Source organism: uncultured Bifidobacterium sp., assembly GCF_945269915.1.
In the GTDB taxonomy this organism is placed as follows: Bacteria; Actinomycetota; Actinomycetes; order Actinomycetales; family Bifidobacteriaceae; genus Bombiscardovia; species Bombiscardovia indica.
Genome location: NZ_CALYOY010000003.1, coordinates 55981 through 77290 on the forward strand (window position 1 = coordinate 55981; position 21310 = coordinate 77290).

The window sequence follows — 21310 nt, forward strand, 5'->3', positions numbered from 1 at the left end:
TCCTCGTTCCTCCATAGTGCTCGCCTGGCCCTGTGTCAGGCCTTGAATTCCACTGTCTGCCGGGCGTATACGCTATCGGGCGTCCACGACACCGGGTCGGCGGGGACCTGATCCCCGGTGACGATGTTCTTGACCTGGTCCCCTTCCTCCTGATCCTCCTGGGCGGGGAACCAGACATAGGGAATGCCGAGGTGGTCGGCATAACGAATCTGCTTGCCGATCTTCGCGGCGGTGGGTGCAACATCGGTCGCAATCCCCCGTGCCCGCAGACCCTGGGCGATGTGGTTGCTGACGGGCCGTTCCTCCTCGTTCCAGACGGCCACCATGACCGTGGCGGGGGAAACGCGCGAAGCCTGGGCGCCCTGGGCCAGCAGGTAGGAGAGCAGACGGGAGAGCCCTATGGACAGGCCCACTCCCGGGTAGGTCCGATTGCCTTGGGAGGCCAGGTTGTCGTAACGGCCGCCCGAGCAGATGGAACCCAGCGATTCCGCCCCCTCCAGGAAGGTCTCGTAGACGGACCCGGTGTAGTAGTCCAGTCCGCGGGCGATCTTCAGGTCTGCAATGACCGAACCAGGCCGGATCCGATCCGCCTCGTCGATGATCATGGCCAGGGTCCCCAGTCCCTCCATGGCCAGGCTGTAGGCATCGGAAGCCATGTCGATCCCGACCCTGTCGGCCAGGGCCTCGAAGCGCTCACGCAGCTGGGTGCCATTTTGGGCCGTCAGTTCGGCCAGGTCAAGGCAGGCACGGGCCTGGTCCTGGCTGGCGCCGCACTCGGAGACCAGGAGTTTGGCCACATCGTCGGCCCCGATCTTGTCCAGCTTGTCAATCTCACGGAGGACACCCTCGATGTCGGTAAGTCCTATCCCCCGGTAGAACCCCTCGGAGAGCTTGCGGTTGTTGGCGTGGACGGTGGGCTTGGGGAGCCCCAGGGCCCGTAGCCCCTCCAGGGCGCTGAGCATGACCAGGGGCACCTCGACCTCATAGTGGTCCGGCAGGTCACCGTTGCCCACCACATCCACATCGGCCTGGACGAACTCGCGGAACCGACCCTCCTGGGGCCGTTCCCCCCTCCAGACCTTCTGAATCTGCCAGCGCTTGAAGGGGAAGGTGAGCTGACCGCTGTTCTCGACCACGTACCGGCTCAGAGGCACGGTCAGGTCGAAATGAAGACCGAGACGGTTCTCGACGGGCACGTCCTTCTCCTGGCCAAGATCCTGCAGGCGGGAAAGGAGATAGATCTCCTTGCTGGTCTCCCCCTTCTTGAGCAGGCTGGAGCCCTGTTCGACGGCCCGGGTCTCTATGCCGATGTAGCCATTGAGCTCAAAAACCCTGCGAAGGGTATCGATGGCCCGCTGCTCAACCACCCGCTGGGAGGGCAGCCATTCCGGAAATCCTGATAATGATGCGCCTTTTGCCATAAGAACCTATAATAGAAGAGGTCAAGGAAAATGGCATCGCCGTATTCTGCGATCTCTCCAACACACAAGCTTAAGGAGCTGGCCATGGCCGACGAGACTGCCACCACACCCGAGAACACCCAGACGCCTGAGGAGGAGCAGCGCACGGATCAGACGGCAGAGGAGAACACTGCCGCCGAGACCCCCCAGGCCGGCGCCGAACCCATTGCCACAGCCGAGAGCCCTGAAGAGACCCCGGCACCAGCACAGACGGCCCCGGTTCCCGCAGAGCCCAGGTCTGAACCTGCTCCGGCAGCACCGACACCCTCTCCTGTGCCGCCTGCACCTGTCGGGAATCCGGAAGCAACATCTGCTCCCGCACCCGTCCCGGCACCGGCCAAGCCACGGGGCCCAGCTCCCACCCCTGCCGCCTTCGCCAAGAAGACCCCCCATGTGGCTCCGGCACCCAGCGCCCCCACCTACTCCGAAGCGGAAATCAAGGAGGCCGAGACCTTTGGCCGCGTGGACGACCGGGGCAACGTCTTCGTCAAGGAAGGCGAGACGGAGCGCCAGGTAGGCCAATTCCCCCATGCCACCAAGGACGAGGCCCTGAACCTCTACGCACGCCGCTTCCTGGACATCAAGGAGAAGTTGGATCTCTTCGCCGCCCGGCTGAAAACCACAAAGGTCAAGCCCCGCGAGATTGACGAGTCGATCAGGAGCCTGGGCGAGGAGGTCAAGGAACCCGATGTCGTCGGCAACATCGCCTCCCTCCGCACCCGACTGGAGGATCTGACCAGGCAGGGTCAGGTCAAGAAGGAGGAACTGGCCGAGGCCCGCAAGGCGGCCATGGCCAAGGCCATCGAGGAACGCACCGCCATCGTCGAAAAAGCCGAGGAACTGGCCAATTCCCTGGATGAGTCGACCAACTGGCGTTCCACCGCCGACAAGTTCCGCTCCCTCTTCGAGGAGTGGCAGAACCACCAGCGCACAACCATCCGTATCGACAAGACCGACGCCGACGCCCTCTGGAAGCGCTTCTCCTCCGCCCGGACCACCTTCAACCAGGCCAGGCGCAAGTGGGCCCAGCAGCGTGACTCCCAGCGCGCCGATGCCAAGCGCATCAAAGAGGAGATCATCGCCCAGGCCGACAAGATCAAGGATTCGACCGACTGGGGCACCACCTCCCACGAGTTCAATGAGCTCATGGACCGGTGGAAGCAGGCCGGACGGGCGGGCCGTCAGGATGATGACCAGCTCTGGGCACGCTTTCGCCAGGCGGCCGATGTCTTCTTCGATGCCAGGCAGGCCGACCGCGACAAGACCTCCGTGGACGAGAAGGACAACCTGGCCAAGAAGGAGGCCCTTCTGACCAAGGCCGAGGCCCTCCTCCCGGTCAAGGATGTCAAGGCAGCCAAGCAGGCCCGTCAGGCCCTGGCTTCCATTCAGGAGGAATGGGACCAGATCGGGTACGTCCCACGCTATGACGTCCGCCGTATTGAAGGGCGCATGGATGCGGTCGACCGGGAGATCAAGTCCGTGGAAGATGCCGCCTGGAACCAGTCCGACCCCGAGGCCGACGCCCGCGTGTCCAGCTTCGAGGAGCAGCTCACGGCCCAACTGGATGAGCTCAACCAGCAGATCGCCGCGGAGACCGACCCTGACAAGAAGCGTCAACTGGAGACGGAGAAGGCCACCAAGGAGCAGTGGCTGAACGCCGTTAAGTAACCGGTACATTTTCCGTCCCGTATCCGGGGCAGAACCTGTAGGGTCCGCACCAACCAGGTGCGGACCCCTCGTTCATATCTTTATTCTTCCATGTCTTTATTCCCGCCCTGATACGGCAAGGGTCTAGATACTGCGCATGTGCGGAGTGGCCGAACCCTTGGCGCCGGTCAGGCGATAGGCGTCGAAGACCCCGTCAATCTTGCGTACCGCCGCCAGGAGGGTGTTAAGGTGCTGGGGATCGCCCATCTCGAAGACGAACTGGCTGACCGCCACCCGATCACGGCCGGTGGACTGGCTGCCCGAGAGGATGTTCACCCCGTGGTCCGAGAGGACCTGGGTGATGTCCGAGAGGAGATGGGGTCTGTCCAGGGCCTCGACCTGAATCTGGACCATGAAGGTGCCCTGCTTGCTGGTCCAGGAGACCTCGACGATGCGCTCGGGCTGGTTGCGCTTCAGGTCCAAGAGATTCTGGCAGTCGGCCCGATGGACCGAGACGCCCTGGTTCCGGGTGATGAACCCGACGATCCTGTCACCCGGTACCGGAGTGCAGCAGCGGGCCAGCTTGACCCAGACATCGTCCACACCCTTGACTGAAACTCCCTGGGAGGACTCCGACCGGGAGGCCTTGGTCACCTGGCGCAGGGGTATGGCCTCCTGCTCCACCTCGTCCTCGAGGTTGGACCGGCCGGCATCACGGACCAGACGTGAGATGACGTTCTGGGTGGAGACCTGCCCATCCCCTATGGCTGCATAGATCGCGTCCTCATTGGGGTAGTTCAGCTCGTCGGCGGCACCTACCATGGCTTCAGGTGTCAGGAGAGTGGCCACGGGCAGGTTGCGCTTGCGCATGGCCCTGATCAGGTCATCCCTGCCCTCTTCGATGGTCTCGGAGCGACGCTCCTTGCTGAACCACTGACGGATCTTGCTGCGCGCCCTGGGGCTCTTGGCGAAGCTGAGCCAGTCCCTGGACGGCCCATCGGTATCGGACTTGCTGGTCAGTATCTCTACCGTGTCGCCGTTCTGAAGCTTGGTATCCAAGGGGACCAGACGCCCATTGACCCTGGCGCCCATGGTTCGGTGCCCCACCTCGGTGTGGACCGAATAGGCGAAGTCGACCGGTGTGGACTCGGCCGGCAGTGAGACGATCTTCCCCTTGGGGGTGAAGACGTAGACCTCGGATGACCCAAGATCGTCCTTGAGGGAGCCCAGGAACTCGTCCGAGTCTGGGGTCTCACTGGTCCAGTCGGCCAGCTGCTGGATCCACTTGAGGTTATCCTCCTGGGAGAGCTCGCTGACCTCCTGCTTCTCACGCCTGACATCCGACTTGTCGGGCTGGGAGAGTTCCCGGCCCGCCGACCCGTTCTCCTTGTACTTCCAGTGGGCCGCGATGCCGAATTCGGCCCTGCGATGCATCTCCCAGGTCCGGATCTGGATTTCCACCGGCTTGCCCCCCGGCCCCACCACCGTCGTGTGGAGGGACTGGTACATGTTCGTCTTGGGCATGGCGATGTAATCCTTGAAGCGCCCGGGCACCGGGGACCAGCGGGCGTGGACGGCACCCAGGGCCGCATAGCAGTCGCGGATGGAATCGACGATGATCCTGACCCCGACCAGGTCGTAGATGTTGGCGAAATCATGCCCTCGGACAATCATCTTCTGATAGATGCTGAAGTAGTCCTTGGGTCGGCCAGTCACCTGGGCGTCGATGCCCTGGGAATCCAGGTCCTCATGGATCTCGTCCAGGATCTGCCGCAGATAGACCTCACGCTGCCCTGCACGCCTGGAAACCAGGACCACGATCTCGTCATAGATCTTCGGATAGAGGGTCTTGAAGCTGAGCTCTTCCAGCTCGGTCTTGATGGCGTTCATGCCCAGGCGGTTGGCCAGGGGGGCGTATACATCCAGGGTTTCGCGCGCCTTGCGCTGAGCCGAGGAGGCCTTGACATACCGCCAGGTCCGGGCATTGTGGACCCTGTCGGCCAGCTTGACCACCAGGACACGCACATCACGGCTCATGGCCACGATCATCTTGCGGATGGTCTCGGCCTGGGCCGAATCCCCATAGTCCATCTTCGATATCTTGGTGACCCCGTCGACCAGTCCGGCCACCGTATCGCCGAACTCCTCCCGGCACTCGTCCAGGGTGTAATCGGTGTCCTCGACCGTGTCGTGGAGCAGGCCCGCCGAGACCACCGTCGACCCCATGCCCAGGTCGGCCAGGATCTGCGCCACGGCCAGGGGGTGGATGATGTACGGCTCTCCCGATTTGCGCCTCTGCTCGGCGTGTTGCCTCACCGCGCGGTCATAGGCCTTCTGGAGGATGGAAAGGTCCTCGTCGGGATGATGCTCCCGACAGATCTGCCGTATGGGAACCAGGGGGTTGAGGGGGTTGTCGCTCACCTCGCACCCCAGGGCACGGGAGGACAGCTCAGACGGACCCTTGCCGCTCACGTCATTGCCGCAGACGCTGCCCTCCATAGCGACCATCAAGCCTCCAATGTCCGATAATGCACCAATCCTACACGCATCGGGCATGTCAAACCCCTACCGTGTCTGCCTTCGTGAATCAGACTCCCGTGGAACCGAAACCCCGTGAGGAACGGGCCGAACCGGGAAGGCATGCCGCGGGGATGAACCGTGCCTGGACGTACCGCTGGATGACCAGCTGGGCAATCCTGTCGCCCGGCTGGAAACGGACCGTCCGGTCGGAATCCAGGTTAATCAGGGGGACCTTGATTTCACCCCGGTACCCGGCATCGATGGTCCCCGGCGCATTGAGGACGGTGACACCCCGCTTGACGGCCAGTCCGGAGCGGGGATGCACCAGACCCACATACCCCGCCGGGAGGGCCAGGGCGATGCCTGTGGGCACCAAGGCACGCTGGAAGGGGGCCAGTTCCACGGCCTCCCTGGTCTTCAGGTCGGCACCGGCATCACCCTCCATGGCATAGACCAGGGGGACCGGGTCCCCCGTCGCTTCCCCGTCCGGTCCACCGACGGTCTTGACCAGGACCTCGATGGATTCAGGCTCGTTGTATGTCTCGTCGTAGGCCATCAGGCGGCGCACTCCTTGCAGACGGGTTGCCCGTCGGGAGTGGCGTAGGCCAGCTGGCTGCGGTGCTTGACCAGGAAGCAGCTGGAGCAGATGAACTCGTCACCCTGCATGGGGATGACGGTGACGGAGGAATCCTCGTTGCTCAGATCGGCCCCCGGAAGTTCGTAGTCCTCGGCAATGGCGTTCTCGTCATCATCCAGGTCCGCTCCGGCATCCTGATTGGTCTTGCCGAGCTCCTGCAGGGATTCCTCATCTTCGTCCTTATCGCGGGGGGAATCGTAATCCTGTGCCATCATTACCCTTTCATTATCATCCGGCCCTGTTCACCGGTGAAGCATATACGACATGTACTGCGCATAGGATACACGATTTCAAAAGCACGTAAAATACAAACCATAGGGCACAATGAAAGAAACCGTGACCACCGAGGAGATAGGGGCGTGCATGTCTGAGAATGGGATCAGGATGGCCCGCTTTGACCATGTGAGCGAGAAGGGCGATCTGGTCTTTGTATGTGACCATCGGCACTTCGCCGTACCAGTCGACGATGCGCTTGATCACGCCATTCTCGAGGCCAAGCAGGTCAAGGAGGAAGAGGAGGGGACACCCCGCCCGCAGGCAGCCGCACCCCTGCCGGTCTCGTCGATACAGGCCGCGATCAGGGCCGGGGCACGCCCCGCCAACGTAGCTCAACAATTCGCTGTCAACGAAGCCCTCGTTCGGCGTTTCGCGGCCCCGGTCGAAACAGAAAAGAAATATGCCATCGAGCAGTTCCTGACCATGCAGGCCCCCAAGGGGTCGGCAGGACACACCAACCAGGACCTGATCGCCAGGGTACTCCGGCAGGCGGGTGCAACCATGAAGAACCTGATCTGGGAGGCGACCCGACAGGGATATGAACCCTGGAAGATCAGCGGGGTCATCCAGATCGACAAGCGGATAGTCAATGCCCAGTGGGCCTGGAACATGCACGATAATACGGTGACCTGCCTGAACGATGCGGCCAGGACCCTCCTTGACCAGTCCAACCTGGCCGATCTGCTCGGGGACATGGCTTCCCCGGCCCCTCCAAAGCAGGCCGAACCGTGCCGGACCGACGAGCCGAAGCCCCTCCCAGCTCAACCCGAAACCACTGGAACCGGACAGGGTTCCTTCCAGGGGGAACAGACCAGGCCGGAGTACGACCCCGCCCCGATACGAACCTCCGTCGGCAGCACGCCCATGACCGCTGCCGAGGCGGTAAGCAACAGGCCCCGGTCATCGCAAACACCTGGGAGCAAGGATCCGAAGCCGGACGACGGCGACAGGCACTCCGCCCTGACCGCCTGGCTCTACGGAAAGCCGTCGGCCGAGAAACCGCAGCCCAAGGAGACCCGCCAGAATCTGGACGATGAGACCAGGCCCTCCTTTCACCGGTCCGCCGAGTCACAGGCAACGGAAACAACCGCTGATGGCAATCAGGCCAAACAGGCAATGCCGGTCCAGGAACCGGCCAGACAGGGGTTCGATATGGCCGCCTCCCGCGAGCAGGAAGCACAGACCCAGACCCTCCCCCGGCAGGACCCGAGCAACCGAAAATCCGAGCAGCCGATGAAACAGCCACAGCAGCGGACAAAGGGCGGCCAACGTAAGCATTCTGGGCGTTCCGCAGTTCCCAGTTGGGATGAAATCCTCTTCGGCGACTGATTCCGGCCAGGAGCGAACCTGGACGATGACCAGGCAGCTCAATCGAATCCGACCGGGGTTCAGACCAGGTCGATCAGGCAGGGAATCCGCGTCTCCAGAATCGTCGATGAACCGTGCACCCCGGGCAGGCGTGTGGCCGCGTCGATCTGAATCCTTGAATCGACCAGGGTCATCCGGTCATGAGCCAGGACCAGCAGGTCACCGATCATCGGTCTGACCCGGTCCTCGACCTGACCGAAGAGACCGGCTCCAATGGCCTTCTCCTTGGTCATGACCTGGGCCAGGTCACCCAGTCGGTTCCTCCAGCGCTCGGCTATGGCCCCGGGATCCGTGCCCTTCCGGGCGTAGAGCATGACAGCCCTGGGCTCCCCTCCCACCAGGTCCACCCCATCCTTCAGAACGGGTTCCCGGGCGATGTCGATTCTCTGGTGGGGGTCGGCCGCCACCATGCCGTGGTCGGCCACGATCAGGACCAGGGTTCCCTTGGGCAGGCTCCGATGCAGGAGGGCCAGGAGGGAATCGGCACCCTCCAGGGCGGCGATCCACTCAGGCGTATCCCAGCCCCGGTGATGCCCCACCTTGTCCACGTCACGAATGTAGAGGTAGGTCAGACCCGGCTCACGAGCGGCCCTGGCGGTGTCCATGACGCGCTGACGCGAATGATCGGCAGACCGGTAATCACTCCCCCGCAGTGCCGCCCGGGTCAGGGCGGAATCACGGAACCGGGGAAGGCCGCAGGAGGTCACCCTGACATCCTGGGCTGCCAGCTGCTCGAAGACCGTGGGCTGGCGCTGCAGGTCAAGGGGGTCGATGGCATCCCGGAATTGGATCATCTGGCTGATCAGGCCATTCTCGGGATTGAGCTGGGTGTAGCCGGTCATCCCGGTCAGCCCGGGGCAGGTGCCGGTACCGAAGACCCCCATGGCGGCGACCGTGGTCGAGGGCAGACAGGTGGTCAGAGGACGCTGGTTCAGGGGTTCGTTCAGAAGGGAGCGCAGGTAGGGCACATGCCCGGCCCGGGTGGCCAGGTTCCAGAAACCCAGTCCATCGACCAGGACCACAACCGCCGACCTGGCATCGGGCAGGCTCAGTGCTTCCTGGAGCTTCCTGGGCGAAGGGTGCATGGGGGTCGAAACCGGATGGCCTATGGCCGCGCTGACGGCAGGCAGAACCGAGGAGAGATGACGGGGACCCCCGACCTCCCCCTCGCCAATCTGATCCCCATAGTGGAGGGGCAGGGTGGGGTGCAGCAGTTCCTTCATCTCCGGTACATCCAGCCCCATATCCCCTATTCAATCACCCTTTGCCGATAAGAGGCCACCCGCCAGCCCTGTCGGATCCGTTTGGCGGTCCATCAAGTTATCATAGGGCGGAACGTCAGGAAGCAGGAGAGCAGACAGCATGGCAAGGCAACGCAGGAGCAAGGCTGCCGGGTACGACCCCCGGGAGGTCAAGGAGAACATCGTCGAAACCCCCCTGAACGAGGAGATGAGCAAGTCCTTCCTGGAGTATGCATACTCGGTCATCTATGCCAGGGCCCTGCCTGACGCCCGTGACGGTCTCAAGCCGGTGCAGCGCAGAATCATCTACCAGATGGGTCAGATGAACCTGAACCCCGACCGGCCCTACATGAAGTCCGCCCGTGCCGTGGGTGAGGTCATGGGCAAGCTCCACCCCCACGGGGACTCCTCCATCTACGAGGCCATGGTCCGCCTGGCCCAGCCCTTCGCCATGCGTCTGCCCCTGGTCGACGGACACGGCAACTTCGGCTCCCTGGATGACGGTCCGGCGGCCTCCCGATACACCGAGGCCCGCCTGGCCCCGGCCGCCCTGGGCATGAATGCCGACATCGACCAGGACACGGTCGACTTCTCCCCCAACTACGACAACAAACTGAAGGAGCCGGACGTCCTCCCCTCGGCCATCCCCAACCTCCTGGTCAACGGGGCCTCCGGCATCGCCGTGGGCATGGCCACCAACATGATCACCCACAACCTGGGCGAGGTGGTGGCCGCATCCAAGTACCTGATGGGCCACCCGGATGCCAGCCTGGACGACCTGATGCGCTACATTCCCGGTCCGGACCTCCCCGGCGGAGGCGTCATCGTCGGACGTGACGGGATTCGCCAGGCCTATGCCGAGGGCCGCGGGGCCTTCGTGACCCGCTCGGTGACCCATGTCGAGAACGTGACCGCCCGCAAGAAGGCCATCGTCGTCACCGAACTCCCCTTCATGGTCGGACCGGAGCGGGTCCTGGAACGCATCGGCGAAGGGGTCAAGAACCACAAGCTGGAGGGGATTTCCAGCGCCATTGACCTGACCGACCGCCACAACGGCACCCGGATCGTCATCGAGATCAAGACCGGGTTCGATCCGGGCAAGGTCCTGGGCAAGCTTTTCAAGTACACCCCCCTGGAGGACTCCTTCACCATCAACAACGTGGCCCTGGTGAACGGGCGTCCCCACACCATGGGACTCAAGGAGCTCCTGGAGGTCTGGGTCCAGCACCGGCGCACGGTCATCAGACGGCGCAGCGAGTTCCGCAGGGTCAAGGCCAAGGAACGTCTCCACCTGGTCGAGGGCATGCTTCTGGCCCTGGTTGACATCGACGAGGTCATCCAGGTCATCCGCAGCTCGGAGAACGCCGAGGAGGCCAGGACCCGACTGATGGCCGTCTTCGACCTGGATCAGATCCAGGCCCAGTACATCCTCGACCTCCGCCTGCGCCGCCTGACCAAGATGAGCCGGATCGAGCTGGAAAGCGAACGGGACGATCTGCGCCGTCAACTGGAAGAACTGGAGAATATCCTCGGTTCCGCCACGGCTCTGGACCGGGTGGTCATCGAGGAGATGGACAAGGCCGTTGACGAGTGGGGCGACCCCCGCCGGACCGTGATCCTGGACCAGGAGCCCTCCGGCGAACTGGCACCGGTCACCGCCCAGGAGGACGAGGAAAGCGCGCGGAGGCTGGCCAACGCCACCAGGGCCCTGGCGGTCGCCGGCCAACCCGGCAAGAGCGATGCCGGTGCAGGGGCCAGTCTTCAACTTGATGATCAGCCATGCACGGTCATGATGAGCGCCACTGGTCTCCTGGCCCGGAGCACACCCGGTGCCATGGAGGTCTGGCAGAGCAGGAGCAATGTCGACGGACGGGCGACCGATGACCAGATTCTGGCCATCTTCCCCACCACCACGCTCTCATCCTATGGTCTTGTCACCTCGGCCGGGCGTCTGGTCACCGCCCAGGTGGCAGACCTTCCACTCATACCGGCCACGGCCAACCTGAGCCTGACCGGAGGGGTCCACGGAAGCGAACTCCTGAGCGGGACCGAAAGCACCGATCCCCTTCCCGGGGAGGAGGCCGTGACGGTCATCGACCTGAAGGGCACCGCCCCCCTGGCCATAGGCACCAGGCAGGGCACCGTGAAGCGCTGGAACCGTGAGGCACCGACAACCATGGACTCTTGGCCTATCATCGACCTGAAGGAGGGAGACGAGGTGGTCTTCGCGGCACCTTCCGACGACAAGGACCGTCTGGTCTTCGTGTCCTCGGATGCCAGCCTCCTCACCTTCCAGGCCGACAAGGTACGCCCTCAGGGGCGCAACGCCGCAGGCATGGCCGGAATCAGGCTGGATGAGGGTTGCCGGGTCAGCACATTCGCCGTGGCGCCCGCCGGCAAACTGGCCTGGACCTACCAGGAGACCGAAGCTGGTCTGACCTCTCAGTCCGGTACGGTGATCCTGACCGTGGCCGGCGATTCGGAGGCACTGCCCGGAACCGAGAACGGCGCAGCCAAGGTGACCCCCCTGGAGATGTACCCGGTCAAGGGACGCGGAACGGGCGGGGTACGCTCCCAGCGCTTCCTGAAGGGGCAGGACACCCTCCTGACGGCCTGTGTGGGTCCCTGGCCGCTTCACGCCTCAACGGCCGCTGGTGCCCCCGTGGAGCTCCCTGATGTGGACATGCGCAGGGATGCCTCCGGTCAGGAGCTGGCCGCACCCATTGCCTACGTGGCCTGAGGCCGTCGGCATCCTGCAGCCATGAAACCGGCGTATTCCAGGCTCAGTAGAGTCGCATGCCGCCCGGACCTGCCGTGAAACCCGCCTGGCGCATGGCATCCGTATAAGGATTGCGCTGCCCCAGGGAAACGCCATTGACGTCCTTGAAGAGGGCTGTGTGAATCTGCGAGCGCCTCAGCCAGGCCGCCAACTGCCTGCAGGCCTCCCCTGCCTGAGAACGGTCAGCCCCCTCGAAGACCAGGATCCGATGCCCCTTGGGGGCTGCATACAGAACGGCCCTGCCACCAATCTGGACCAGGAGGTTTCCCGCCCGTCTGATGGGGCGCAGCGGCTCAAGGATGGCGTCAGCATCTGGAACCGGGGCCGGAGCAGGCCAATCCAGGGCCGCTCCGTACAGGTTGGCGGGATCGATTACATCCATGACGATGCCGGGCTGAACCTCTTCGGGCTGCCTGCTCCCACCACCCTGCCAGGGGCGTTCCCGCTCCTCCTCATACCGCCGCAGGTCCTCGATGGTCTCCCGGGAGGTGAACTGGGCACCGCCGAAGTCCTGGACCACCACGCCCCGAATCAATTGTCCGGCATCCTCCATCTGTTGGCAGACCTGATATATGGCGGAGAATCCGCCAGCGCTCTCCCTGGCCTCGGGGAGGACCGATGCCGCCAGTGCATACCGGTCGATCAGGAGCCGTGTGGACTGGACCAGGCGGGAGGCTTCGGCCCCCTGCTCGACCTCAGGCTTGCCGGGTTCCCGATTTGCCTGGTCTGACGAAACGGTCCCCTCGGCAGGCCTGACCAGGGTCCATAGTCCCTGATCCGCGGCCATGATGGAGGCCGGTTGAGGCATCGCAGGTGCCCGCCTACCCTGCCGACCAAGGCCTCGCAGGCGGGAGGGGGGCCGTCGGGATGTAGTCGGCTTCGCCTGGGAGAATCCCTGAAGGAGGACCCTGACGGGCGCCATGGAGATGTTGGTCACCCGTCCCTGTCCGACCAGCCGCCAGAGGGTTTCTGCCATGGTCTCGCGGTTCCGCCCTGATCCCGCTTCCGATTCACCGGAGCGACACAGGTTGACCAGGTCCTCGAAACGGTAGGCACCCCCGCCCTGCAAGGCGGCAACCATGGCATCTTCAGGACTACCACCATCCCCCGCCCTCTCGGCCCCCACTTCGTCCCCGTCCCCATGGAGCCCGGGCAGAGGAGGAACCAAGCAGTCGATGTCCTCGACCAGGAAGAAGGCAAGGGAACCCAGTGGCTCCCCACCGGTCTGACCACCCAGCCATACCACCTGGCCGGAGGCCAAAAGACCGTCGAGCAGGGAGGGATTGTAGTCACGGATACGACTGGGGAAGACCGCCGATTCCCAGAGTCCCACGGGAAGGTAGAGCCCCTCGAGTTGGGCGATCACCTCAAGCAGACCATCCTGACCTTGGTAGGGTTCGCGACCGACGGGTCCCAGCCCCTGGTACTCCAGAAGAAAGGCGCTGTAGGTCTCCTGCGTGACGGGTCGGGTGGCCTTACGGGCCTTGGCCAGGGACCGGGCACGCAGTATTCTGAACACCTCCGGGTGAAGCCAGCTGAGCCTATCCTGCCTGGATCCGCCGGCCCCGTCCTCACCCGCGGGTGAGGATCCCGAGCCCTGGTATTCCGGTAAGTCCCTGGATAAGGGCTGTTCCTGAGTAGAGGCCGCCTCCGGGGGCGGGGTCGTGTTGGGCCTTGGAAAATCACCGTGAAGGAGGAGCCCCCGTGATTCCAGTGATCCCAGCTCCCGACGGACCAGGGCCAGGCCCAGCCCCAAGTGCTCGGCCAGCACCTCGGTGCCGAAGGGACCGTGCGTGGCTGCATACTGGAGGACCAGATCATCAAACTGGTCACCGTCTCCGGCCGAGGTGCCGCCCCCGGCCATACCGGAGGGGTCCTGGTCTTCCGTCAAGGCACCCCGGTCCTGATCCTGTTCGAAGGCCCGCCTACCGAAAACCGCCAGGATGCGCTCCTGGTGGCCTGACCAGATCCATTGCTCCTTCCCGGCCATCCTGATCCGCTCAACCCGCTTATCTGCCGCCAGGGATGCCAACATGTCCTGGACCTCGTCGACATCACCGGAGGGACGCATCCTGAGCACGATCCGGTCAAGGCTGAGCGGTCCCAGGACCCTGAGGAGGTCGGCGAGTCCCTCTTCGCCCTTGGCTCCTCGATCCGGGGCCAGACGTTGCAGTTCGGACTCCACCTGGTCAACCACGTCCTGGTCCAGGAGGGCGGTCATGTTGACCCGGCCGATCATGGACTCCAGGACCTCCGGGTCCATGGAGAGGACGGCCGAGTCCCGCTCGGCACGGGGCATGTCGTACTGGTACATGAAGTTGGCCAGATACCCGAAGAGGAGGTTGGAGGCCATGGGCGAGGGGGACTCGGTCCGGGCCTGGACCATCCCTACCCGCCCCGATTCCAGGTCGGTCATGAGGTCGAGCAGGGCAGGCATGTCGTAGACATCCTGGAGGCACTCCCGCATGGTCTCGACCACCAGGGGAAAGCCCTGCTTCTTCAGGGCGGCATCCAGAAGCTGGGAGGCCTTGAGCCGCTGTTGCCAGAGGGGGACCCTCCTGCCGGGTTCGGTCCTGGGCATGTAGAGGGACCGGGCCGCGCACTGCCGGAAGCGGGTCTGGAAGAGGGCGGAACCGATCAGGTGGTCACGGACGGCCTCCTCGATCTGATCCGGCCTGAAGAGGAAGATCTCCTCATCGCTCATGTCCGCATCAGCCTGGGGAATCTGCACGAGGATCCCGTCATCGCCAGCCCAGACGGAACCGTCATACCCGCGCCTGCGGGACAGCCGAGCCGAGATGGCAAGAGCCCAGGGGTCGTGAACCCTCCTGCCGTAGGGCGAGTGCAGGATCAGCCGGATGTCCCCCTCCTCATTGGGGCACCGTTCCACAACCAGGGTCCGATCATCGGGGATCACCCCGGTGCTGGCCTCCTGCCTGGCCAGGAAAGCGGCCAGATTGTCGATCGAATTCCGATCCAGCCCATCGGAGGCCAGACGCTTGCGAACCGGCCCCACAAAGTCGGCCTGCCCAGGGACTGACCGTATGGCTGGTTCAAGGCCACGTCCCAGATCCCTGGCCAGGGCACCGACCCTGGCTCCGAATCCGGGATCCCGACCCAATCCGTCCCCGTGCCAGAAGGGCAAGCGGGCCGACCTGCCCGGCGCAGGAACCACAACCACCCGATCCCGGGTGATCTGCTGAATCAGCCAGGAGGTGGTGCCCAGGGTGATGACGTCTCCCTTACGGGACTCGTAAACCATCTCCTCGTCCAGCTCCCCCACCCGGCGGGGCTTGGAACCAGCCTCCTCCGGGGGCATGACAACGCTGTAGGTGCCGCGGTCGGGTATGGTGCCGCCTGAGGTCACAGCCAAGCGCTGGGCCCCGGGACGGGCCTTGATCCTGCCGGTCTGCCGGTCCCGGACGAGGATCGGCCGGAAGGCCGTGAACCCTTCGGAGGTGAACTCGCCGCTGAGCATAGCCAGAACCGACCGGTATACCCGCTCATCCAGGGTTGTGAAGGGGGCCGCACGACGGACCAGGGCGTACCAAGCATCCTGGTCCAGATCCTCCATGGACGCGGCGGCCACGGTCTGCTGGGCCAGAATGTCAAGGGGGTTGCAGGGGATGACGGTCGCCTCGATGTCCCCCTCCTCCATCCCCTCAGCGCTGGCCGTGCCCAGAAGGATCTGCTGGCGGGTCAGGGGAAAGAGCAGGGCATGGGAGACACCGCCCACCTGGTGGTCCGCCCTCCCAACACGTTGCAGGCCCGAGGCGATGGACAGGGGGGCATTGACCTGGATGACCAGATCGACCGACCCCATGTCGATGCCCAGTTCAAGGCTTGAGGTCGCCACCACGCAACGCAGCCGTCCTGCCTTGAGGTCCTGTTCCACCTGGTGGCGTCGCTCCTTGGAGACCGATCCGTGATGGGCCATGGCGATGGCCTGGGCGGGTTCCGCTCCCCCGGACCGCTCGGAGGTGGAGCCGGTAGCGGAGTCATAATGGGCCAGGCCCCTTGCCTCCGGCTGCTCTCCGGAACGGTCCTTGGCATACAGGTCGTTGAGCCGGGCGGTCAGACGCTCGGCCAGGCCGCGGGAATTGACGAAGACCAGGGTGGTCCTGTGGGCCAGGACCTGGTCCAGCACAGCCCGCTCCACGGACGGCCATATGGATCCTGCGGCCCTCTGAACGTCGGGATCATCATGCCCGGAAGCCCCACCCGCGGCCAGGTCTTCCATATCGGCCAGCGGTTCGACCAGGTTCAATTCCATGGCGGCGGGAGTCTTGGGCTCGATAAGGGTGACAGGTCTGGCACCGCCCAGGAAGCGGGCAACCTCACTGGGTGGCTTGACCGTGGCCGACAGGCCGATGCGCTGGACAGGTTTCCCCACCAAGGCATCGAGACGCTCCAGACTCAGGGCCAGGTGGGCACCCCGCTTGTTGCCGGCCAGGGCATGGATCTCATCGACGATGACCGTATGCACCCCGGCCAGGGTCCTGCCGACCTTGGAGGTCAGCATCAGGTAGAGGGATTCTGGGGTGGTGACCAGGATATCCGGTGGATGGACGGCCAGGGCCCGGCGTTCGCGGGAATCCGAGTCACCCGATCGGACCCCGACCCTGACACGGGGAGTCTGACCGGCTCCGGACCCGTACTCCCTGGCGATGCCGGCCAGGGGGGCCTGGAGGTTCTTGGCCACATCCGACCCCAGTGCCTTCATCGGCGATATGTAGAGGATACTGACGCTCTTGGCCCCGGACAGCCCCTGCCCGGTACCGGCCTCCCCATTGCTTTTTGCGGACATGAGGGAGTCGATGGCCCAGAGAAAGGCCGACAGGGTCTTGCCGGACCCGGTGGGCGAGATGACCAGGACATCCCGACCCGAGCGAATGGCAGGCCATGCCTGGACCTGGGTGGGTGTGGGGCCATCGGCAAAGGCCGACCTGAACCAGGCCACCGTCTGCGGGGAGAACCCTTCCAGTCCATCCGACATGACCATCACTCCTCCCACTTCCGGCGGGTGGTGTTTGAAGCTCCGGGAGGGAGCAAAAGACTCGACACCGTTTGCACCGTGACCGCCACGCCGGACTCAGGGCCAATCAGGTATCGATCTTGCTTCGATCGAAATCATCGGCATTGTCCACTATGAACTGCTTGCGGGGCGGCACATCGTCACCCATGAGCAGGGGGAATATCCCGGCTGCCCGTTCGGCGTCCTCCATACGGATCCGACGCAGCATTCTGGTCCTGGGGTCCATGGTGGTATCGGCCAGCTGGTCGGCGTCCATCTCGCCCAGACCCTTGTAACGCTGGACATCGGGGTTGTAGTCGATGTGCTGCTTGCGCAGGTCGGCCAGCTTCCCCTCCAGCTCATCGTCCGAATAGGTGTAGATGAACTCACCCTTGTGCTTGCCCGCCAGGGCGATCCTATGGAGGGGCGGCACGGCCGCATAGACATGGCCATATTCGATCAGGGGGCGCATATAGCGGTAGAAGAGGGTCAGGAGGAGGATGCGGATGTGGGCCCCGTCCACGTCGGCATCGGTCATCATGATGACCTTGTTGTACCTGGACTGATTGATGTCGAAACCGGCGCCGGATCCGGCACCGACCACCTGGATGATGGAGGCGCATTCCTTGTTGGTCAGCATCTGGGAGAGCGAGGCCTTCTGGACGTTGAGGATCTTCCCCCTGATGGGCAGAAGGGCCTGGAACATCGAATTCCTGGCCGCCTTGGCCGTACCCAGGGCGGAGTCCCCCTCCACGATGAAGAGCTCGGCGATGTCATCATTGCCCGGCATGGAGTCGGAGAGCTTGGAGGGCATGGAGGCGGATTCCAGTGCGTTCTTGCGCCGGGTGACCTCCTTGGTCTTCCTGGCCTGGATGCGGGCGTGCATCTCACCGACGATCTTCTCCAGGACCCTGCCCGACTGCTCCTTGAAGCCCCGCCTGGCCCCGGTGATCATCTGACCGAACTGGTCATCGGTCATCCTGGTCACCAGGGGCTTGACCTGGGCAGTTCCCAGGACGTCCTTGGTCTGCCCCTGGAACTGGGGCTCGGCGATGCGGACCGTCACCACGGCCACCAGGCCTGCCAGGACATCGTCACGCTCGATCTTGCTGTGGGAATCCTTCAGGTTGACCTTGAGCCTGCGCGCATTGGCCTCGACGGCCTTGCGAACCTGGCGGGTCATGGCGTTCATGAATCCGTCCACGTGCATGCCGCCGCCGGGCGTGGCCACCACATTGACGAAGCTGCGGATGACCGAATCGTAGTCGTTGACCCAGCGCAGGGCTATATCCACCCCGCAGGTCCGTTCCACCTGCTCGGCATGGAGTTCCCCGTCAGGACCGACCTTCTGGGTCTCCTCCTGGTAGGTGGCCTCGCCGGTGATGTGCCAGACATCGCTGACGGGCTCCCCCTTGGAAAGGAAGTCGACAAAATCCTTGACACCGCCGGTGTGGAGGAACTCCTCGACACGACGGTGCCTGACCCCCTCGACCGGTTCCAGCATGGCCTGATCGGCCTGCTCGGTCGGGCCGGGGGCCACGTACCCCTGATCAGGCAAGTCAGAAGCCCCGTCACCCTGATCGGACAAGTCAGAAGCCCCGGTCTTCTCTTTGCACGTCTGAGCCGCGAAGGCCGACCCTGCTTCAGGTTCCTCCCCTGTGGAATCGACCGACGGTTCAGAAGGTGGATCAGAGTCGACGGGCCGGGAGGAATCATGGTCAACCTCCAGCATCCGATCCTGGTCCAGGTCGCCCGTCGCCGGCACCTGTTCGTCGATGACCGTGATCTTCAGTCCGGGAACCAGGAAGCTGGTCTGCCTGACCCTGTCAATCAGCTGCTCATAGGAGAATTTCGCGGTGGAGTTGAAAATCTCAGGGTCGGCCCAGTACCTGACCCTGGTTCCGGTCTTGCGCTTGGACACGTTCCCGATGACCTGCAGAGGTGTGGGTCGGTTCTTTCTGGTGCGCTTGAAGGGGGAATCCGGCGTGGGATGCTCGGGATCCACATCCTGGTAGACACCGGGATGGCCTTGGTGGAACTGCATCCGGTGCGTCTTGCCGTCCCTGTCGACCTCGACGTCCAGACGGGAGCTCAAGGCGTTGACCACCGATGAGCCTACACCATGCAGACCTCCTGCGGCATTGTAGGAGGCGTTGCCGAATTTGGCCCCGGCATGGAGCTTGGTCAGGACCACTTCAACACCGCTCAGGCCCGTCTTGGGCTCGATGTCGACCGGAATGCCACGACCGTTGTCATCCACCTCGATGGAACCGTCCTGATGGAGAATGACCGTGATCTCGGTGCAGGCCCCGGCCAGGGCCTCATCGACCGAGTTGTCGATGATCTCCCAGAGACAGTGCATGAGCCCCTGGCTGTCGGTGGTGCCGATGTACATGCCGGGGCGCTTACGTACCGCGTCCAGACCCTCCAGAACGGTCAGACTATTGGCGCCGTATGCCTTACCCGTCTCAGCCTTGCTGCCAGCCATTTTCCTCGCTGTCCACCTTAGAAACCGTGGGCAGGCCCCGCACGCCACTCCGGATGATTCCGGGCCGACCCGGGGAACCTGACCTCACCTACCGTCACCCATTTCTAGCAAGGGACCCCCGACAGGCGCCGGGCTTCCCCGCCTGACCTCACTGGTCCAGGAAGTCACGAAGGGTCTGCGAACGCGACGGGTGACGCAGCTTGGACATGGTCTTGGATTCGATCTGTCGAATGCGCTCACGGGTGACCCCGTATACCCTGCCGATGTCATCCAGGGTCTTGGGCTGGCCGTCCTCCAGGCCGTAGCGCATCTTGATGACACCAGCCTCCCTGGGGCTGAGGGTTTCCAGGACCTGCTTGAACTGTTCCTGGAGGAGGGAGAAGGCCACCGCATCCGAGGGGGCGATGGCATCCGTATCCTCGATCAGGTCCCCGAACTCGGAATCGCCGTCCTCTCCCAGGGGTGTGTGGAGGGAGATGGGCTCTCGGCCGTACTTCTGAACCTCCTGGACCTTCTCGACCGGCATGTCCAACTCCCGGGCCAGTTCGTCCGGGGTGGGCTCACGGCCCAGGTCCTGCAGCATCTGGCGTTGGACGCGGGAGAGCTTGTTGATGACCTCGACCATATGGACGGGCACGCGTATGGTACGGGCCTGGTCGGCCATGGCCCTGGTGATGGCCTGACGAATCCACCATGTGGCGTAGGTGGAGAATTTGTATCCCTTGGTGTAGTCGAACTTCTCCACCGCGCGGATCAGACCCAGGTTGCCCTCCTGGATCAGGTCCAGGAAGAGCATGCCACGGCCGGTGTATCGCTTGGCCAGGGAGACGACCAGACGAAGGTTGGCCTCCAGGAGGTGGTCCTTGGCCTTCTTCCCGTCGTTGGCCGCCCACTTGAGCTCACGCCGACGCTTGAATTCCATCCCCTCGCCCTCGGTGTCCAGCAGATGTTGGGCATAGAGGCCGGCCTCGATGCGTTCGGACAGGTCCACCTCCTGCTCGGCGTTCAGCAGGCTGACACGGCCGATCTGCTTCAGGTAGTCCTTGACCGGGTCCGCCGTGGCACCGGCGGTGACCACACGGCGCTTGGGGTTGCCGGAGGGAGTGACATTCTCGTCGTCCTCGGCATCATCGACGACGAAGGCGCCCTTGACCTTGGCGGCCATCTCGTGGGCGGCCTTCCGGTCCTTCTCGGCCTCCTCGAGGACGTCGCGGGCCTCGTCCTCCTCCTCGTCGTCTTCTCCGGGCTCATCCTCCAGCTGGTCCTGGTCCTTGTCCAGCTCATCGGGCTCCAGGTCATCGTCCTCTTCGAGGGTGGTGTCATCGAACTCGTCCTCGCCGGTCCGGTCCTCCAGGGCCGTGTCTTCAAGAGGCCTGGTGGCCTGCTTGCCGGCCTTGGCCGAGGTGCTCTTCCTGGTCGTCTTCTTGGCGGACCCGGCCTTGGCCTCAGAAGGCTTGGAGGAGGATGTCTTGTTGCCGGCGGACTTGGCACTCCCCTTCTTGGAACCTGCCTTGGCGGGTTCCTCCCTGACGGATGCACCGGCCTTGGTGGAAGCGGACCTGGTGGCTGTCGTCTTCTTGGCGGTTGACTTGGCCGCTGTTGTCTTCCTGGCAGAGGATTTCCTGGCTGTCGACGCCGCCGTGGTCTTGTTTGTGTTCCTGCCCTTGGCCTGGGTCCCAGTCTTGGCCTTGCCGCCCTTTTCACTCCGGTCGGTACCGGAAGTCGCGCGGGTCTTGCCCTTCTCGGTGTCCACCTCGGCTGTCTCGACTGACTTGGTGTCCTTAGCGGCCAAATTATCCTCCTGAGATATACCCACCCTGCAAACCGTCCTATGGGCACAGCTGTGGCAAGGTCAAATCCATGACTCAATACAGTGAACC

At 64.0% G+C, this 21310-nt stretch carries 11 protein-coding genes; 3 read left to right on the forward strand and 8 right to left on the reverse strand.

The window, feature by feature from the left end:
* Positions 1 to 35: 35 nt before the first annotated feature.
* The gene (hisS, locus tag Q0K62_RS01235) at positions 36 to 1421 is read right to left on the reverse strand and encodes a histidine--tRNA ligase (protein ID WP_297316161.1); all 1386 of its coding nucleotides are present in this window, start codon (positions 1419 to 1421) and stop codon (positions 36 to 38) included.
* 84 nt (positions 1422 to 1505) lie between these two features.
* On the opposite strand from hisS, the gene Q0K62_RS01240 reads away from it, so the two are divergent.
* Positions 1506 to 3128, forward strand: a complete 1623-nt coding sequence (locus Q0K62_RS01240; protein WP_297316162.1) for a DUF349 domain-containing protein — start codon at positions 1506 to 1508, stop codon at positions 3126 to 3128.
* A 123-nt stretch (positions 3129 to 3251) separates the two neighbouring features.
* Here Q0K62_RS01240 and Q0K62_RS01245 read toward each other — a convergent pair whose 3' ends face one another.
* The 3 genes from Q0K62_RS01245 to Q0K62_RS01255 form a co-directional block, all read right to left on the reverse strand.
* Positions 3252 to 5606, reverse strand: a complete 2355-nt coding sequence (locus Q0K62_RS01245; protein ID WP_297316181.1) for a bifunctional (p)ppGpp synthetase/guanosine-3',5'-bis(diphosphate) 3'-pyrophosphohydrolase — start codon at positions 5604 to 5606, stop codon at positions 3252 to 3254.
* 88 nt (positions 5607 to 5694) lie between these two features.
* On the reverse strand, positions 5695 to 6183 hold the full coding sequence (dut, locus tag Q0K62_RS01250) for a dUTP diphosphatase (RefSeq protein ID WP_297316163.1): 489 nt from the start codon (positions 6181 to 6183) through the stop codon (positions 5695 to 5697).
* A complete protein-coding gene (locus Q0K62_RS01255; RefSeq protein WP_297316164.1) occupies positions 6183 to 6476 on the reverse strand; it encodes a DUF4193 domain-containing protein in 294 nt (97 codons plus the stop codon). Before Q0K62_RS01255 ends, dut begins: the two co-directional genes overlap by 1 nt.
* 151 nt (positions 6477 to 6627) lie before the next feature.
* On the opposite strand from Q0K62_RS01255, the gene sepH reads away from it, so the two are divergent.
* The gene (gene sepH / locus Q0K62_RS01260; protein ID WP_297316165.1) at positions 6628 to 7869 is read left to right on the forward strand and encodes a septation protein SepH; all 1242 of its coding nucleotides are present in this window, start codon (positions 6628 to 6630) and stop codon (positions 7867 to 7869) included.
* A 59-nt stretch (positions 7870 to 7928) separates the two neighbouring features.
* Here sepH and Q0K62_RS01265 read toward each other — a convergent pair whose 3' ends face one another.
* Complete coding sequence (locus tag Q0K62_RS01265; RefSeq protein WP_297316166.1) at positions 7929 to 9152, reverse strand: nucleotide pyrophosphatase/phosphodiesterase family protein; 1224 nt, start codon at positions 9150 to 9152, stop codon at positions 7929 to 7931.
* Positions 9153 to 9270: 118 nt separating this feature from the next.
* Between Q0K62_RS01265 and Q0K62_RS01270 the strand changes: the two genes are divergently transcribed.
* Positions 9271 to 11889, forward strand: a complete 2619-nt coding sequence (locus Q0K62_RS01270) for a DNA topoisomerase (ATP-hydrolyzing) (RefSeq protein WP_297316167.1) — start codon at positions 9271 to 9273, stop codon at positions 11887 to 11889.
* Between the two features lie 43 nt (positions 11890 to 11932).
* On the opposite strand, the gene Q0K62_RS01275 is transcribed toward Q0K62_RS01270, so the two are convergent.
* From Q0K62_RS01275 to Q0K62_RS01285, 3 genes are all read right to left on the reverse strand, one after another.
* The gene (locus tag Q0K62_RS01275) at positions 11933 to 16924 is read right to left on the reverse strand and encodes an ATP-dependent helicase (RefSeq protein ID WP_297316168.1); all 4992 of its coding nucleotides are present in this window, start codon (positions 16922 to 16924) and stop codon (positions 11933 to 11935) included.
* Positions 16925 to 17030: 106 nt separating this feature from the next.
* Positions 17031 to 19430, reverse strand: coding sequence for a DNA topoisomerase IV subunit B (locus tag Q0K62_RS01280; protein WP_297316169.1), 2400 nt, complete (start codon positions 19428 to 19430; stop codon positions 17031 to 17033).
* Between the two features lie 148 nt (positions 19431 to 19578).
* Complete coding sequence (locus Q0K62_RS01285) at positions 19579 to 21222, reverse strand: RNA polymerase sigma factor (RefSeq protein ID WP_297316170.1); 1644 nt, start codon at positions 21220 to 21222, stop codon at positions 19579 to 19581.
* Positions 21223 to 21310 lie beyond the last annotated feature (88 nt).